Here is a 16,494-nt window from a genome sequence, read left to right as displayed (position 1 = left end):
CCCGATCAGGACTCGGTCGCGCGCAGGACGTACCCGATGCCGCGGACCGTGTGGATCAGGCGGGGCTCTTCCTCGGCCTCGGTCTTGCGGCGCAGGTAGCCGACGTAGACCTCGAGCGAGTTGGCGGTCGTGGGGAAGTCGTAGCCCCACACCTCCTCGAGGATGAAGCTGCGGTCGAGGACGCGGCGGGGCCGGCGCAGGAACATCTCGAGCAGCGTGAACTCGGTGCGGGTCAGCTCGATGAGCCGCACCCCGCGGCGCACCTCGCGCGTGGTGACGTTCATGGTGAGGTCGGCGAAGGAGAGGACCTCCTCCTCGGCGCCGTCCTCGACAGGAGTGGCCCGGCGCAGCAGCGCACGGATCCGGGCGAGGAGCTCCTCGAGGGCGAACGGCTTGGTGAGGTAGTCGTCGGCCCCGGCGTCCAGGCCTTCGACCCGGTCGCCGACCGCATCCCGGGCGGTGAGCACGATGACGGGGACGTCGTTGCCTGCGGCGCGCAACGCGCGGGTCGCCTCGAGCCCGTCCAGCTTGGGCATCATCACGTCCATCACCACCACGTCGGGCGCGACGGCGCCGATCCCGGCGAGGGCCTCGGCTCCGTCGGAGGCCAGGTGGACGTCGTACCCGTTGAAGGCGAGGGAGCGCCGCAGCGACTCCCGCACGGCGCGGTCGTCGTCGACGACCAGGACGCGGGCAGGCGGGACAGGACGGGACACCCTCCCATCATGGCTGATGGGCCTGAGCGGGTGCTGAGAGTGCGGTGTCGGCGTCAGAGGCAGGCGTCGTGCACCCACGGGAGGCCGAGACCGAGAAGTCGCCTGTCGGCGGTGACGAAGGGCAGATGCTCGACGTCGGCCTGTGCGAGCAGCATCCGGTCGAACGGGTCGTGTCGGGCGAGGTCATCGAAGCGGGCCACCGCGCGAGCATGATCATCGGTGAAGGCCAGGGGGTGCAGACCTTGTTCGCGCACCCCGCTGACGAAGTCGTCGGGCAGCTGGACCCTCCCGATCATCTGCTTGATCGTCAGTTCTGCATGGCTGATCGCGGAGTCGAAGACCCGTGGGGCTGCGGTGATGGCGCGACGGGCCAGCTGGCCGAGGCGTGGGTTGTCCTCGAGCAACCACAGCAGGACATGGGTGTCGAGCAGGGAGGTACGGCGTGCGCGTCAGAGGTAGCGCTGGGCGAGCCGGGCGGCCCGCGCGGCGTACTGCCCGCCGAACAGGCACGCGTGGACCAGCAGTGGGAACAGCTGGTGGAACGCGAGGCGGTCCTCCCAGCCGTCGGCGAGCGGCGTGAGCTCGTCGTAGGCCGCCATCGCCTGCGGGAGCTGGGGGAGGCCGAAGAGCGCGAGCATGGCCAGGTCGACCTCGCGGTGGCCGCCGTAGGTCGCCGGGTCGATCACCACGGTGCGGTCCTCGCCGGCCCACAGCACGTTGCCGTTCCACAGGTCGCCGTGCAGTCGGGCGGGCGGTTCGTCGGGGACGATCGAGGGTCCTCGGGACACGGCGGAGTCGATGGTCGCGGCGTCCTCGAGGCTGATGAGGTCCTTGTCGCGCAGGACCTTGAGGTAGGGCGCGATCCGCCGCTCGGCGTAGAACTCCGGCCAGCTCGGGAGGGTCCGGTTGAGCAGGGGAAGGCGGCCGATGTAGCCCTCCTCGGTGGCGCCGAAGGCGTCTGCGCCGGCGGCGTGGGTCCGGGCGAGCGCACGGCCGAAGGCGCTGGCCGCCTCGGCACTCGGCCGAGCCGGCTCGACCCACGCCAGGATCAGGCAGTCGTGGTCGACCGCGAGGACCTCGGGCGTCGTCACGCCACCGTCGGCACTCGTCTCCGCAAGCCAGGCCAGACCGGCGGCCTCGCGCTCGAAGAAGCCGGGAGGGGCGCTGGTGAGGGTCTTGAGGAACGCGGTGCGCCCGCTCGAGAGGCGCAGCTTGACGGCGGTCGAGACGTCGCCGCCGGCTACGGGCGCGGTGGCGACCACGGCCGAGCCCAGCAGCTCCTCGGCTCGCCCGGCGACGACCGGTTGACGCGCCATGTCCGCCCCTTTCCGGTCGATCAGGTCAAGCGATGGGTCAGGCCTTGCCCTTGAGGGCGCGTGGGATCTCGCGCCCCTGTTCGATCGCCTTCTCGGGTGCCTTGACCTTCTTGAAGCTGCGTACTGCCAGGAACAGCAGCAGGCCAGCCAGCAGGACGTAGAACCCGAAGACGATCAGGAAGGCCCAGTGCAGGTCCAGCCCGGAACCGTTCCAGTGGATCAGGTAGGCGATGGCGACCGACAGCATGATGACGGCGAGGACCAGCAGGAAGCCCGCGGCGGCGACGAGGCCGAGGCCCACACCGCCAGCGGTCACGCTGACCTTCAGCTCGCTCTTGGCGAGCTGGATCTCCTTGCGCATGATCGTGGAGAAGTCCGTCTGGGCGTCCTTGATGAGGCGCCCGATGGTCGGCTCTTCGCGGAGCTCTTCGATGGCCATGCGGTCGACCTTACCGATAGCGATAGGCTGACTGCAGGTGAGCCGGGAAGTCTGGTCGGCATGTGACCGCCCCTGCCCTCTCGACCATCGGATTCCGTCGTGACCGACACCCCTCCCACTCCTGACGACCTCTGGCGTCATGGCCCTGTCTTCACCGCCAGCGACCGGCCCCTGGCGCGGTACGTCGCCCGCCCGGTCCGGGAGTTTCTCCACGTCGAGTCGGCGGGATCGGTCCTGCTGCTGGCAGCGACGCTGGTGGCACTGCTCTGGGTGAACCTGCCGTTCGACGGATGGGCGTCGGGCTACGACCACTTCTGGCACACGCCGATCGCGATCGACATCGGTGACTGGCGCCTGGAGGAGTCCCTCCAGCACTGGGTCAACGACGGCCTGATGACGCTGTTCTTCTTCGTCGTCGGCCTCGAGATCAAGTACGAGCTGGTCCACGGTGACCTGCGCGACCCGCGCACTGCAGCCCTGCCGATCGTCGGCGCCCTCGGCGGCATGGTCGTCCCGGCGCTGGTCTACGTCGCGATCGCAGGGGGACCGGAGACCGGCGCGGGCTGGGGAATCCCGATGGCGACCGACATCGCCTTCGCCGTGGGGGTCCTCGGGGTGCTCGGGCGACGGATCCCCTCGGCGGCGCGACTCTTCCTGCTGACCCTGGCGATCGTCGACGACATCGGCGCGATCCTGGTGATCGCGGTGTTCTACACCGCCGACCTGTCGCTGGGCTGGCTCGCGATCGCGATCGGGTTGCTCGTCGCGATGGTGGTCCTGCGTGCTGCCCGGGTCTGGTCGATCCCGCTCTACGTCCTGCTGGGGATCGCGACCTGGTTCGCGATGCTGCAGTCAGGCGTGCACGCCACCCTCGCCGGCGTCGCGCTCGGTCTGCTCACGCCCGCCGTCGCGCTGCTCCGTCCCGCGGTGGCGACCGAGTACGCCGCCGACGCGCTCCGCGACAACGAGCTGGACGCCGAGGAGATGCACCGACTGCGGTTCCTCGTGGTCGAGTCGGTGCCCGTCGTCGAGCGGCTGCAGGCCCGGCTGCACCCCGTCTCGGCGTACCTCGTGCTGCCGGTCTTCGCGCTCGCCAACGCAGGTGTCGTGCTGACGGGCGGCGCGCTCGGCGAGGCCCTCACCTCGACGGTGGCCCTCGGGATCGGTGCCGGCCTGGTCCTCGGGAAGCCGATCGGGATCGGGCTCGCGTGCCTCCTCGCCGTGCGCCTCGGCCTGGCGCGGCTGCCGTCGGGCACGAGCTGGGCGCAGGTCATCGGCATCGGCTTCGTCGCCGGCATCGGGTTCACGGTCTCGCTCTTCATCGCCGGACTGTCGTTCCCGGGGGAGGAGATCCTGACGGCGGACGCCAAGGTCGGGATCCTGCTCGCGTCCGTGGTGGCGGCGGTCGTGGGTGTCGCCGTGCTGCTCGCGGTGGGCAGGTCTGTCGTCGAGCCGACGGAGCAGACGTCGGATTCCTGACGTCGCGACGAGCGGGTGCGGACGAGGGTGGGGACATCCACTCCCGGACCTGAAAGGCCGAAGTCATGAACCTCTTCCGCAACCTCACCCCGACCAAGATCGTCGGCTCGGTCGCCCTCGTCACGCTCCTCGGAGCGATGCTCGGCGCCTCGCTGCTCGTCGAGACCGCACCGGGCTACTACTGCTCGTCGGGATCCTGCACCAGCAAGGCGGACGTCATCGGCGCGATCTTCGGCATCCACGAGACGGGCACCGTGATCAGCAACCCGGAGCTGCTCGTCGTCTTCCAGCTGGTCGCCGGCATCGCCCTGATCGCCGCGATCGCCAACAAGGTGGTCGACAAGACGCTGACCCGGTGAGGCCGGGTCAGGCGTCGGACAGCACCTGGGTCGATCCGAGGACCCGGTCGATCGTGATCCGGATCGCGACCCGTTCCGGGTTCGGGGACGGCGTGCGGTAGCGGGAGGCGTACATCTCGCAGGCCCGGGCGACCGACCCCTCGTCCTCGAGGACCTCCGCGGTGCCGACCAGGGTCGACCAGCGGCCCCGGTCGACCTGGCTGATGGTGAGGCGGGGGTCGCGACGCAGGTTGGTGACCTTCTGCGATCCGCGTCGGGTGATCACCCAGGCGCACTGCTCCTCTGGATCGAGGATCGCCCCCACCGGTACGGCGTGCGGAGCGCCCTCACGATCCAGGGTGCTCAGGATGCAGAGGTGGTACTCGGTCCAGAAGTCGGCGAGGGTCGCAGGCAGGTCCGAAAGGTCGACGGGCGTGAGAACGGGCACCCGTGAACAGTAGTCGCGGGTGCCCGTCCAGAGCGGCTGAGGGACTCAGTCCTCGGTGGTGGTGGCCTGGGCGCCGGAGATGAGGTCCATGATCGAGGCGTCGGCCAGGGTCTGGGTGTCGCCGACGGCGCGGCCCTCGGCGACGTCGCGGAGCAGGCGGCGCATGATCTTGCCCGAGCGGGTCTTGGGGAGCTCGGGGACGATCATGATCTGGCGGGGCTTGGCGATCGGCCCGATCTCCTTGCGGACGTGGTCGGAGAGCTCCTTGATGATGTCGGGCCCTCCGTCGCCTGCCTCGTTGCGCAGGATGACGTAGGCCACGACGGCCTGCCCGGTGTCGGGGTCGGTGGCGCCCACGACGGCGGACTCGGCGACCTTGGGGTGCGAGACCAGTGCGGACTCGATCTCGGTGGTGGAGAGGCGGTGGCCGTCGGTGTCCTTCTTCGCGCCGTCGCCGGCGAAGTAGTAGGCCCCCCTCTGATCATTTGCCTTGAAGCGGGACCAGTAGGTGTCGACGTAGCGTTCGTCGTCGCCCCAGATGGTGCGCAGCATCGAGGGCCACGGCGAGGTGATCACGAGGTAGCCACCGGATCCGTTGGGGACGGGCTTGCCCTCGTCGTCGACGACCTCGGCCTCGATGCCGGGGATCGCGGTCATCGCCGAGCCGGGCTTGCCCGCGGTGACGCCCGGCAGGGGGGAGATCAGGACCGAGCCGGTCTCGGTCTGCCACCAGGTGTCCACGACCGGCGTACGGTCCCCACCGATCACGTGGCGGTACCAGACGTAGGCCTCGGGGTTGATGGGTTCGCCGACCGAGCCGAGGATCCGCAGCGAGGACATGTCGAAGGAGTCGGGGACCTCGCTGCCCTGCTTCATGAAGGAGCGGATCGCGGTGGGTGCGGTGTAGAACAGCGAGACCTTGTAGTCCTGGATGATCTGCCACCAGCGGCCGGGCTCGGGGGAGTCGGGCGTGCCTTCGTAGACGACCTGGGTGGCGCCGTTGGCCAGCGGCCCGTAGACGATGTAGGAGTGTCCGGTGACCCAGCCGATGTCGGCGGTGCACCAGTACACGTCGGTGTCGGCCTTGAGGTCGAAGATCGAGTGGTGGGTGTAGGCGGAGCCGACCAGGTAGCCGCCGGTGGTGTGCAGGATGCCCTTGGGCTTGCCGGTCGTGCCGGAGGTGTACATGACGTAGAGCGGGTGCTCGGCGTCGAAGGCCTCGGGGGTGTGCTCGGTCGAGGCGGTGTCGACCACGTCGTGCCACCACACGTCGACCGCGTCGTCCCATGCCACCTCCTGGCCGGTACGACGTACGACCAGGACCTTCTCCACCACGTGACCGGCAGCGGCGGTCTTGGTGCGGGCCTCGTCGACAGCGGGCTTGAGGGCCGCGGCGGCCCCCCGTCGGTAGCCGCCGTCGGCGGTGATGACGACCTTGGCCCCGCAGTCCTCGATGCGGGAGGCGAGGGCCTCGGAGGAGAAGCCACCGAAGACCACCGTGTGCGGGGCGCCGAGACGGGCGCAGGCGAGCATCGCGACGATCGCCTCGGGGATCATCGGCATGTAGATCGCGACCCGGTCGCCGGAGCCCACGCCGAGGTCACTCAGCGCGTTCGCGGCCCGGGACACCTCGTCCTTGAGCTCGGAGTAGGTGATGTCGCGCTTGTCGTCGATCGGTTCGCCGACCCAGTGGATCGCGACCTTGTCGCCGCGGCCGGCCTCGACGTGGCGGTCCACGCAGTTGTGGGCGGCGTTGAGGGTGCCGCCGACGAACCACTTCGCGAACGGCGGGGTCGGCNGTAGGTGATGTCGCGCTTGTCGTCGATCGGTTCGCCGACCCAGTGGATCGCGACCTTGTCGCCGCGGCCGGCCTCGACGTGGCGGTCCACGCAGTTGTGGGCGGCGTTGAGGGTGCCGCCGACGAACCACTTCGCGAACGGCGGGTTCGACCAGTCGAGCACCTGGTCCCACTTCGTGGCCCAGGACAGCCGCTCGGCCTGGGTGGCCCAGAAGCCCTCACGGTCGGCCTTCGCGGCGTCGTAGGCGTCGGCCTTGAGGTTGGCCGAAGTGGCCAGCTCGGCCGGCGGCTCGAACCGACGGTCCTCCTTGAGCAGGTTCGCGATGGTCTCTGCGGTCGACGAGGTGTCGGTCACGACGTTTCCTTCCAACGGGGTGGGACGGGTGCCACTGGTCACATTAGGGCTCGGCATCACTGTGCCGACAAGGGGTTGCAGGTTGGTTGCGTCGAGGCGGCCCGCACAGCGCGGGCCGCCTCGACCAACGGGCGGACTAGTGCTTGACGGCCTGCTCGGCCCCGGCGCCGGTGAGCGCGCGGACCTCGAGCTCGGTGAAGCGCTCCTCGGCCTCCGGCTCCTTGGACGTCACTGTTCCGAGCCAGCCGAAGAAGAAGCCCAGCGGGATCGAGATCAGGCCGGGGTTCTCCAGCGGGAACCAGTGGAAGTCCACGCCGAGCGGGAAGAGGGCCTTGCTGATGACCTCTCCGTCGGCGTTGACACCGGTCTTGCCGGAGACGACGGGGGAGAAGAACACGAGCGTGATGCAGGAGATCAGGCCGCCGTAGATGCTCCAGGTGGCGCCACGGGTGTTGAAGCGCCGCCAGAACATGTTGAAGACGATCGACGGCAGGTTGGCCGACGCGGCGACGGCGAAGGCCAGGGCCACGAGGAACGCGATGTTGAGGTTGCGGGCCGGGATGGCCAGCAGGATCGCGATCACGCCGAGCCCGGCCGCGGCGTACCGGGTCACCCGGATCTCCTCGGCCTCGGTCGCCTTGCCCTTGCGGATGACCGAGTTGTAGATGTCGTGCGCCACCGACGTCGACGAGGTCAACGTCAGACCGGCCACCACCGCGAGGATGGTCGCGAACGCGACGGCGGAGATCAGCGCGAGCAGGATGGCGCCGCCGGTGGATCCGGCTCCACCTCCGACGGCTTCGGCCAGCAGGGGTGAGGCCAGGTTGCCGTCACTGTTGGCGACGTCGCTCCCGGCGCCGGTGTTGAGCAGCGCCGCGGCACCGAAGCCCAGGACCAACGTGAAGAGGTAGAAGACACCGATCAGGCCGATCGCCCAGAGCACCGACTTCCGCGCGTCACGCGAGGTCGGCACGGTGTAGAAGCGGACCAGGATGTGCGGGAGGCCCGCGGTTCCGAGCACGAGGGCGATGCCCAGGCTGAGGAAGTCGAGCTTGGTGGTCGCGTTGAGCCCGTACTTCAGGCCCGGCTCGAGGAAGCCCTCCTTGCCGGAGGCGCTGGAGGCGGCGCCGAGCAGGTCGGAGAGGTTGAAGTCGAACTTGGCGAGGACCAGGACCACGATCAGCGCGGAGCCGGCCATCAGCAGCACGGCCTTCACGATCTGCACCCAGGTGGTGCCCTTCATGCCGCCGACCGTGACGTAGACGATCATCAGGGCGCCGACGCCGGCGATGACACCGCTGACGGCGAGGGTGTTCTCCTTGTCGATGCCGAGCAGCAGCACGACCAGGCTGCCCGCGCCGACCATCTGCGCCAGCAGGTAGAAGATCGAGACGGTGACCGTCGAGGCGGCTGCGGCGGTGCGTACGGGCCGCTGCTTCATCCGGTACGCCAGCTGGTCGGCCATCGTGAAGCGACCGGAGTTGCGCAGCATCTCCGCCACCAGCAGCAGGGCGACGAGCCAGGCGACGAGGAAGCCGATCGAGTAGAGGAAGCCGTCGTACCCGGCCAGCGCGATCGCGCCGGAGATGCCGAGGAAGGACGCGGCGGACATGTAGTCGCCGCCGATCGCCAGGCCGTTCTGGATGGGGGAGAAGGAGCGGCCGCCGGCGTAGAAGTCGGCGGTGCCGCTGCTCGATCGGCTGGCCCGGATGGTGATGTAGAGGGTCAGCGCGACGACGGAGAGGAAGAGGATCGCGGTGAGGAGCTGGTCGTCCATCAGTGGTCGCCCCTTCCGCGGGAGGACTTGCCGGCGAGCTCGATGAAGCGCTCGTCGAGCTGGCGCGCCAAGGGGTCGAGCTTGGCGGTGGAGTAACGGCTGTAGACCCAGGCGAGCCCGAAGGTCGTCAGGAACTGGAGCAGGCCGAAGACGAGCGCCACGTTGATGTTGCCGATGACCTTGTTGCCCATGAAGTCGCCGCCCCAGTTGGAGAGGACGACGTAGAGCAGGTACCAGGAGAGGAAGGCGATCGTGGCGGGGAAGACGAAGGCGCGGTAGCGCCGCCTGAGCTCGGCGAACTCGGGTGAGTCGTGGAGCTGGTCGTAGACGGGATCGTGGCGTGCGGCCGCGTCGTGCGACTGATCAGGCGACGGGGGCGTGGTGTCGGGTGTCACGGGCTTCCTCCTTGGCTCGAAGCAGATGTGACCGGGGTCACGGACGTCTCCGACGCTAGGAGTGACGGGGGTCACGCCGGGAGGGGTGCGGTCCGGCTTCGCGCCCAGTGGGCCGCGCCCGTCGGTGAGCGGTCGGTGTGGCGCGACGAGCGGCACCTGGACAGCGTGTGACCCGCTGCACAGGATCCGGGGGTGACGGCACCTCTTCGGTCTGATTAGGTAAGCATTACCTTATCTCGGAGGAGAGTTCTGTCGTGTCACAGCTCCCGCTGCACCACCTGTTCCACCCCGACCACGCCGATCACTACGCCGACTCGATCGGCAGCGGTCTGGACCATCTTCTCTCCCACCTCAAGGGAGTGGCCGGACCCGCCACTGGTCGCCAGCCCGACGAGGCGGCCGCCCGGGTCGCCGCGGTCGACCTCGACGAACCACTCGACGGCGTCGACGCGGTGCTCGCGGAGATGTCGGAGCTCTGGCTCGACGACGCCGTGTGGTTCCACGAGACGCGGTACGCCGCCCACCTCAACTGCCCGGTCGTCGTACCCGCCCTGCTGGCGGAGCTCTTCGTCGCCTCGGTGAACAGCTCGCTCGACACCTTCGACCAGAGCGTCGGCGGCACCTTCATCGAGCGTCGGTTGGTCGAGTGGACCGCGGAGCGGATCGGGTTCGGTGCGACCGCAGACGGCGTGTTCACCAGCGGCGGCAGCCAGTCCAACCTGCAGGGCCTGCTGCTCGCCCGTGGCCGGGTGGAGCGCACACCCGCCGAGCGCCTGCGGATCTTCGCCTCGGCCGAGAGCCACTTCTCCGTCCAGAAGTCCGCCCGCCTGCTGGGGCTCGGGGACGAGTCGGTCATCAGTGTGCCGACCGACGAGCGCCACCGGCTCGACGCCGTCGCCCTCGAGCGCTCGCTCGCCGCCTGCACCGCGATGGGCCTGCGACCGATGGCGATCGTCGCCACGGCAGGCACCACGGACTTCGGTGCGATCGACCCGCTGCCCGCCATCGCAGACCTCGCCCGCGTCTACGACGCGTGGTTCCACGTGGACGCGGCGTACGGCGGCGGGCTGCTCGTCTCGCCGACCCGCCGCTCACGGCTGGAGGGCATCGACCGGGCCGACTCGGTCACCGTGGACTACCACAAGACCTTCTTCCAGCCGGTCTCCTCCAGCGCGATCATCGTCCGCGACCGCGCGACCCTCCGGCCGGCCACGTGGCACGCCGACTACCTCAACCCGCGCGACTCGGCGACGCCCAACCAGGTCGACAAGAGCCTGCAGACCACCCGCCGGTTCGACGCGCTCAAGCTCTGGATGACGCTGCGGACGATGGGACCCGACCTGATCGGTCAGTACGTCGACGCGGTCGCCGACCTCGCCCTCGCCGTGCACGCCCAGATGCGCGAGGAGCCCGACCTGGAGTTCGTGGCCGCCCCGGAGCTGAGCACCCTGGTGTTCCGCTACGTCCCGACGGACCTGGCCCTCGACGGCCCGGCGCTCGCGACGCTCAACACCACGATCCGCGCCGAGCTCTACGCGACCGGCACCGCGATGGTGGCCGCGACCAGGGTCGACGGCGTCCAGTACCTCAAGCTCACCCTGCTCAACCCGATGGCCACGGCCCACGACATCGTCGGGATCCTCGACACCGTGCGTGCGTTCGGGGCTCGGATCGCCCACGGGGGCGTCCTGGCCTCCGCCACGATCGGAGCGACGCGATGATCACCCACGACTTCGCCGGGATCGGCCTCGGGCCGTTCAACCTGGGGCTGGCCTGCCTCGCCGACCCGCTGCGCGGCACCGACGACCTCGACGGCGTCTTCCTCGAGGCCAACGATCGCTTCGACTGGCACCCGGGCATGCTGCTCGACGACGCCACGCTGCAGGTGCCGTTCCTCGCCGACCTGGTCACGATGGCCGACCCGACCTCGCGCTGGTCGTTCCTCAACTACCTCAAGCTGAGCGGCAACCTCTATCCCTTCTACATCCGGGAGAGCTTCTACCCGCTGCGCCGGGAGTACGACGACTACTGCCGCTGGGCCGCGGACCACCTGCCCTCCGTGCGGTTCGGCCAGCGGGTCAGCGGCGTCGAGCACGACGGGACGTCGTACGTCCTGCACAGCGAGGGGGCAGGACCGCTGCGCACCCGCCGCCTGGTGGTCGGCATCGGCACCTCGCCGCGGGTTCCGGACGCGCTGCGCGCCGTCGCCGGCGCGCCCGGCGTGAGCCACTCCGCCGACTACCTCGCGCACCGCGAGGCGCTGCAGGCGCAGGACCGGATCACCGTGGTCGGCAGCGGCCAGAGCGCCGCCGAGATCTACCACGACCTGCTGGTCGCGGCGCCCGAGCACGGCTACGAGCTGGTGTGGCTCACCCGCAGCCCGCGCTTCTTCCCGATGGAGTACACCAAGCTCACGCTCGAGATGACCTCGCCGGAGTACGGCGCCTACCACCGCGCGCTCCCGATGGAGACCCGCGACCGGCTGGCTCGCGACCAGCGCCACCTGTTCAAGGGGATCAGTGCCGACCTGGTCGACGCGATCTTCGACCTGCACTACCAGCAGCGGGTCACCGGCGACGGGCCCCGCACGACGCTGCTCACCAACACCGAGGTCCGCGGCTCCCGACAGGTTGCCGTCGGGAGCGAGCTGGACCTGCTGCACACCGAGACCGGCGAGTCCTTCTCGCTGCGCACCGGCGGTCTCGTCCTCGCGACCGGCTACGGACCGACCGAACCAGCCTTCCTCGACGGTGTCGCCGACCGGATCCGGCGTGACGCACGGGGCAGGTACGACGTCGCGGACGACTACTCGGTCGACGTCGCGGGCGGCGAGATCTTCGTGCAGAACGCCGAGGAGCACACGCACTCGCTGCTCGCCCCGGACCTCGGGATGGGCCCGTACCGCAACTCGGTGATCCTCGCCTCGATCCTCGGCCGCGAGCCCTACCCGGTCGAGAAGCGGATCGCGGTGCAGACCTTCGGCGTGCCGGACCGGTTCCGGGAGGAGGTCAGCCGATGACACGCTCGCTCGCCAGCCAGGTCTCCATCGAGCCGCTCGACCTCGAACGCGACGTCGCGCTGGTGCACGCCTGGGGCACGCACCCGCGCTCGGCGTACTGGATGATGCAGGACGCCTCGATCGCCGACGTCCGTGACGAGTACGCCGCCATCGCGGCCAACCCCCATCACGACGCCTTCCTGGGGCGCATCGCCGGCCGGCCGGCGTTCCTCGTGGAGACCTACGACCCGGCGCACGCCGAGGGCCTGGCCGGGTTGGCGGACCTGCGACCGGGCGACGGTGGGATGCACGTCCTCGTCGCACCACCCGAGGGCGAGCCCGTCGCCGGGCTGACCACGGCCGTCTTCGACGCGGTGATGGCCTTCTGCTTCGCCGACCCCGCCGTGGAGCGGGTCGTCGTCGAACCCGACGTCCGCAACGACGCCATCCGTGCCAAGAACCTCGCCGCCGGCTTCACCGAGGTCCGCGAGATCCCGATGCCCGGCAAGACCGCGATGCTCTCCGTCTGCCCCCGCTCCGACTGGAACACGCCAGACCTCGTGCTCGGCTCCGACCGTCCCAGCGCGGTAGTCCCGGGTCAAAAGCACCGCGACACGCCGGACGAAGGTGCTTTTGAACCGGGACTATCGTCCGCGGAGCACCTGACGCCCGAGTTCATGGAGCGGGCGCAGCGACACCTGGTGGCCAAGGCGCTCGGGGAGTTCGCGCACGAACGGCTGATCGCGCCGCTCCGGCTGGAGGGGAGCGAGCGCGACGGGCGCTGGCAGGTCGGCACCGACGGGGCGTCGTACTCCTTCACGGCGCGGGTCAAGCGGCTCGAGCACTGGGTGGTCGATGCGGCCTCCATCGTGCGCACCCGCGACGGTGCCGTCGCCGAGCCGGACGCGCAGGAGCTCGTCGCCGAGCTCGCGCCGGTGCTGGGGATCCCCGACTCGCTGCTGCCGACCTACCTGGAGGAGATCGCGTCCACGCTGGCGTCGACGGCCTGGAAGCTGTGCCACCGGCACGTCCCGGTCGCCGAGCTGGTCGAGGCGGACTACCAGGAGCTCGAGGCCGCGATGACCGAGGGACATCCGGCGTTCGTCGCCAACAACGGGCGGATCGGCTTCGGGCTCGACGACTACACCGCGTTCGCGCCGGAGACCGGTGCCGTCGTACGACTGCACTGGGTCGCCGCGCGGCGCAACCTCACGCACCTGTCCCTCGGAGCGGGCGAGACCGAGCAGGCGTTGTACGACGACGAGCTGGATGCGTCGGTGCGCGAGCGCTTCCGCGCCCACCTGGCCCGGCTGGGCCTGGCGCCGGACGACTACCTGTTCCTGCCCGTGCACCCGTGGCAGTGGCAGAACAAGCTGGCGATCACCTTCGCTCCCGACGTCGCCCGACGCGACCTCGTCCACCTCGGGCCAGGTGCGGACGAGCACCACCCGCAGCAGTCGATCCGCACGTTCTTCAACGCCAGCAACCCCGGTCGCCACTACGTGAAGACGGCGCTCGCGATCCAGAACATGGGCTTCGTGCGGGGCCTGTCGCCGAAGTACATGGAGGCCACCCCCGCCATCAACGACTGGGTCGCCTCGGTCGTGCACGGTGACGAGGAGCTGCAGTCCTGCGGCTTCCAGGTCCTGCGGGAGCTGGCGGCGATCGGCTACACGGGCGATGCCTTCCACCGGCTGGCCGGCACCTCGCCGTTCCGCAAGATGATCGCCGCCCTGTGGCGCGAGAGCCCGGTCCCGCGCACGCCGGACGGCGAGCAGCTGACCACGATGGCCGCGCTCCTGCACCGCGACGCCGACGGCGACGCACTGGTGACCGCCTGGATCAAGGCGTCGCCGGTCGACGCGGCGACCTGGGTGCGCGCCTACCTGCGGGCCTACCTGCGACCCCTGGTGCACTGCCTCGCCGCGCACGACCTCGCCTTCATGCCGCACGGCGAGAACCTGCTGCTCCGGCTGCGCGACCACGTGCCGGTGGGCGCCTTCATGAAGGACATCGGCGAGGAGGTCGCCGTGATGGCGGCCCCCGACGAGGTGCCGCACCCGCTCCCGCCCGAGGTGGAGCGGATTCGCGGCTCCTACCCCGACGACGTCAAGGCGCTCGCCGTGCACACCGACGTCTTCGACGGGGTGCTGCGCTTCGTGGCCGCGATCCTCGACGAAGACGGCATGCTCGGCGAGGAGGAGTTCTGGGCGATCGTCCGCGACACGATCACCGGGCACGCCGCCGACCACCCGGAGCTCGCAGGTGCCGTGGCGCGCTACGACCTGCTGCGCGAGCGCTTCCGGCACAGCTGCCTGAACCGGCTCCAGCTGCGCAACACGCTGCAGATGGTCGACCTCACCGATCAGGCGGAGTCGCTGATCTTCGCCGGCACGCTCGCCAACCCGGCCGCCCGTCCCGAGCCACGGCCGTGATCGTCAGGGACGCGTGGGGCATCCCGACCATCACGGCCGGCTCGCTGCTCGAGGTCGCCCACGAGCAGGGGCGCGCGATCGCCCAGGACCGGGCCTGGCAGCTCGAGGTGGAGCGACGTCGTACCAACGGGACGACGGCGGAGCTCTTCGGCCCGTCGGCCCGGGAGTGGGACGTCCTGGCCCGGCGGTCGCTGCTGGTCGACGTCGCCCGCCGCGCCCACCTCAGCCTGACGGCGGAGAGCCGCGCGTTCGTCGACGCCTTCGTCGACGGGCTCAACGAGGTGCTCGAGAGGCCGTGGCACCGGTGGACCCCACTGGCGGTCTTCGGTGTCCAGCACCTGCTGTTCTCGACCTTCCCGAGCAAGCTCTGGCACCGCCACCTCGCGGAGCGGGTCGCGCCGGAGGGGCGGGAGTGGCTGGACCTGCTGCGGACCGAGGGCCTGCCCGGCGGCAGCAACGCCGTCGCCGTCGCCGGTTCACTCACGGCCAGCGGACTGCCGATCGTCGCTGGTGATCCGCACCGCGTGATCGAGGCGCCCGGTTGCTATGCCCAGGTGCGCCTGGTGTGCACCGACCCCGAGGATCCCTTCGACGTCGCCGGGTTGAGCTTCGTGGGCGTCCCCGGCATCCAGCACTTCGGCCACGCCGGCACCGTGGCGTGGGGCGTGACCAACGCCGTCGCCGACGACGAGGACGTGTACGCCGAGGAGCTGGTCCGGCACGGCGACGCGGTGATCGCGCGCGGTGCCGGTGGATGGGAGCCGGTCGCCCGACGGGTCGAGGTCGTGCGGGTGCGCACCGGCGAGGAGACGTACGACGCCGAGCCGGTCGAGGTCCTGGTGACCGATCGCGGACCGGTCGTGGTCGGCGGACCGGGTCTTCCGGGCACCTACAGCCTGGGCACTCCCTCCTACGTGTTGGGAGATCTCGGCTTCGACACCCTCGTCCCGCTGCTGCGGTCCCGCACTGCCGACGACGTGCTCGGTGCCTTCGAGCACTGGGTCGGTCCCGTCGACAACCTGCTCGTCGGTGACGGCGACGATCACGTCGAGCACCGGGTGGTCGGCCGGGTCCCCGTGCGCTCGCCCGACGCCACCGGCACCCGGCCCGGCTGGGACGGGTGGGTGAGCGACCTCCCCCGTCGCACCGGGGACCTCCTGGTGAGCGCCAACGACCGCGCCACCGCGGACTTCGCCCGGATCGGCGACGACTTCGCTCCGCCGCACCGGGCGGAGCGGCTGACCGAGCTCGTGACTGCCCTGGCTGATCGGGGGCCGATCACCCCGGAGGCATTGGCCGCCACCCTGGCCGACGACCGGCAGACTGCCGGCGCGGTCCTGCTCGAGGTCGTCGACCGGCTGCTCGACCTCTCCGGTGGAGCCAGGGTCCTGCAGCAGCGGTTGCGGGCCTGGGACCGTCGGATGGCGGCCGGCAGCGTCGAGGCGTCCCTGTTCGCCGCGGTGCGGGCCGCCGTGGTGGAGGCCTACGTCGCCTCGCCCCAGCTGGTCGACGTCGACACCAGCCCCCACGGCGAGCTCTTCGCCCCCTGGTTCGACCTGCGCGGCCGGATCCGGCTGGCGCTGCCTGCGCTGCTGGTGGCGGACAAGCCGTTCGGCGTCGATCCGCTGCAGGCCGTGGCGGAGGCGCTCGAGGAGGTCGCCGCCGCGCCGGAACCGGCGGCCTGGGGGGCCGCGCACGTCGCCGTACCCCTCACCCCGCACCAGCAGTTCGGCCTGCCCGCCCCCGCGGGGCAGGAGGTGCCCTTCGTCGTGCTGGAGGGCGACGACGACTGCGTGCTCGCCACCCGCGCCCTCGGAGGCACCGGCGTGTGCGTGCACGGACCGGTCGCCCGCTTCGTCTGGGACCTCGACGGCGCGAGCCGCTGGGTGGTGCCGCTCGGTGCCGCGGGCGACCCGTCCTCGCCCCACCACCACGACCAGCAACAGGTCTGGGCGGCCGGTGGCACCGTGCCGCTCGACCGACCCCGAACGAGGAGATGA

General features: G+C 70.5%; 14 protein-coding genes and 1 pseudogene. 6 read left to right on the top strand and 9 right to left on the bottom strand.

Annotated features, from left to right (window positions below; genetic code table 11):
• Positions 1 to 5: 5 nt before the first annotated feature.
• From ASE01_RS15595 to ASE01_RS15580, 4 genes are read right to left on the bottom strand one after another with little or no spacing between them, the layout of a single operon-like run.
• On the bottom strand, positions 6 to 716 hold the full coding sequence (locus ASE01_RS15595; RefSeq protein WP_056753903.1) for a response regulator transcription factor: 711 nt from the start codon (positions 714 to 716) through the stop codon (positions 6 to 8).
• Between the two features lie 53 nt (positions 717 to 769).
• Positions 770 to 1,147 carry a type II toxin-antitoxin system VapC family toxin gene (locus tag ASE01_RS15590; RefSeq protein WP_082606091.1) on the bottom strand — a complete coding sequence of 126 codons (378 nt, stop codon included), beginning with the start codon at positions 1,145 to 1,147 and terminating at the stop codon, positions 770 to 772.
• Between the two features lie 18 nt (positions 1,148 to 1,165).
• Complete coding sequence (locus tag ASE01_RS15585) at positions 1,166 to 2,032, bottom strand: fructosamine kinase family protein (protein ID WP_056753896.1); 867 nt, start codon at positions 2,030 to 2,032, stop codon at positions 1,166 to 1,168.
• 37 nt (positions 2,033 to 2,069) lie between these two features.
• Positions 2,070 to 2,471 carry a phage holin family protein gene (locus ASE01_RS15580; RefSeq protein ID WP_056753892.1) on the bottom strand — a complete coding sequence of 134 codons (402 nt, stop codon included), beginning with the start codon at positions 2,469 to 2,471 and terminating at the stop codon, positions 2,070 to 2,072.
• A 99-nt stretch (positions 2,472 to 2,570) separates the two neighbouring features.
• Here ASE01_RS15580 and nhaA point away from each other — a divergent pair, with 99 nt between their 5' ends.
• Entirely contained in the window at positions 2,571 to 3,950 is a 1,380-nt protein-coding gene (nhaA, locus tag ASE01_RS15575) for a Na+/H+ antiporter NhaA (protein ID WP_056753891.1), read from the top strand.
• A gap of 65 nt (positions 3,951 to 4,015) precedes the next feature.
• Positions 4,016 to 4,309 carry a hypothetical protein gene (locus tag ASE01_RS15570; RefSeq protein ID WP_056753888.1) on the top strand — a complete coding sequence of 98 codons (294 nt, stop codon included), beginning with the start codon at positions 4,016 to 4,018 and terminating at the stop codon, positions 4,307 to 4,309.
• A gap of 7 nt (positions 4,310 to 4,316) precedes the next feature.
• Here ASE01_RS15570 and ASE01_RS15565 read toward each other — a convergent pair whose 3' ends face one another.
• The 5 genes and pseudogenes from ASE01_RS15565 to ASE01_RS15550 form a co-directional block, all read right to left on the bottom strand.
• Entirely contained in the window at positions 4,317 to 4,736 is a 420-nt protein-coding gene (locus ASE01_RS15565; protein ID WP_056753886.1) for a pyridoxamine 5'-phosphate oxidase family protein, read from the bottom strand.
• A gap of 45 nt (positions 4,737 to 4,781) precedes the next feature.
• Positions 4,782 to 6,534: pseudogene (gene acs / locus ASE01_RS15560) on the bottom strand (acetate--CoA ligase); the annotation flags it as partial.
• A 1-nt stretch (position 6,535) separates the two neighbouring features.
• Positions 6,536 to 6,889: acetyl-coenzyme A synthetase N-terminal domain-containing protein (locus ASE01_RS24045; RefSeq protein WP_321164132.1), on the bottom strand; the 354-nt coding region annotated here is incomplete at its 3' end.
• Between the two features lie 136 nt (positions 6,890 to 7,025).
• Positions 7,026 to 8,666 carry a cation acetate symporter gene (locus ASE01_RS15555; RefSeq protein ID WP_056753883.1) on the bottom strand — a complete coding sequence of 547 codons (1,641 nt, stop codon included), beginning with the start codon at positions 8,664 to 8,666 and terminating at the stop codon, positions 7,026 to 7,028.
• Positions 8,666 to 9,061 (bottom strand): DUF485 domain-containing protein, encoded by a 396-nt coding sequence (locus ASE01_RS15550; protein WP_056753880.1) that lies wholly within the window; start codon positions 9,059 to 9,061, stop codon positions 8,666 to 8,668. Before ASE01_RS15550 ends, ASE01_RS15555 begins: the two co-directional genes overlap by 1 nt.
• Before the next feature lie 254 nt (positions 9,062 to 9,315).
• Here ASE01_RS15550 and ASE01_RS15545 point away from each other — a divergent pair, with 254 nt between their 5' ends.
• From ASE01_RS15545 to ASE01_RS15530, 4 genes are read left to right on the top strand one after another with little or no spacing between them, the layout of a single operon-like run.
• Complete coding sequence (locus ASE01_RS15545) at positions 9,316 to 10,782, top strand: pyridoxal phosphate-dependent decarboxylase family protein (protein ID WP_082606089.1); 1,467 nt, start codon at positions 9,316 to 9,318, stop codon at positions 10,780 to 10,782.
• Complete coding sequence (locus ASE01_RS15540; RefSeq protein WP_056753877.1) at positions 10,779 to 12,080, top strand: lysine N(6)-hydroxylase/L-ornithine N(5)-oxygenase family protein; 1,302 nt, start codon at positions 10,779 to 10,781, stop codon at positions 12,078 to 12,080. The genes ASE01_RS15545 and ASE01_RS15540 overlap by 4 nt, the downstream gene beginning before the upstream one ends.
• Positions 12,077 to 14,494, top strand: coding sequence for a GNAT family N-acetyltransferase (locus ASE01_RS15535; protein WP_056753874.1), 2,418 nt, complete (start codon positions 12,077 to 12,079; stop codon positions 14,492 to 14,494). The genes ASE01_RS15540 and ASE01_RS15535 overlap by 4 nt, the downstream gene beginning before the upstream one ends.
• Positions 14,491 to 16,494 carry a penicillin acylase family protein gene (locus tag ASE01_RS15530; protein ID WP_056753872.1) on the top strand — a complete coding sequence of 668 codons (2,004 nt, stop codon included), beginning with the start codon at positions 14,491 to 14,493 and terminating at the stop codon, positions 16,492 to 16,494. The genes ASE01_RS15535 and ASE01_RS15530 overlap by 4 nt, the downstream gene beginning before the upstream one ends.

Source organism: Nocardioides sp. Root190 (assembly GCF_001428565.1).
Lineage (GTDB): Bacteria > Actinomycetota > Actinomycetes > Propionibacteriales > Nocardioidaceae > Nocardioides.
The sequence above is the reverse complement of the archived record's forward strand: the minus strand, read 5'-3'. Positions and strand labels throughout refer to the sequence as shown.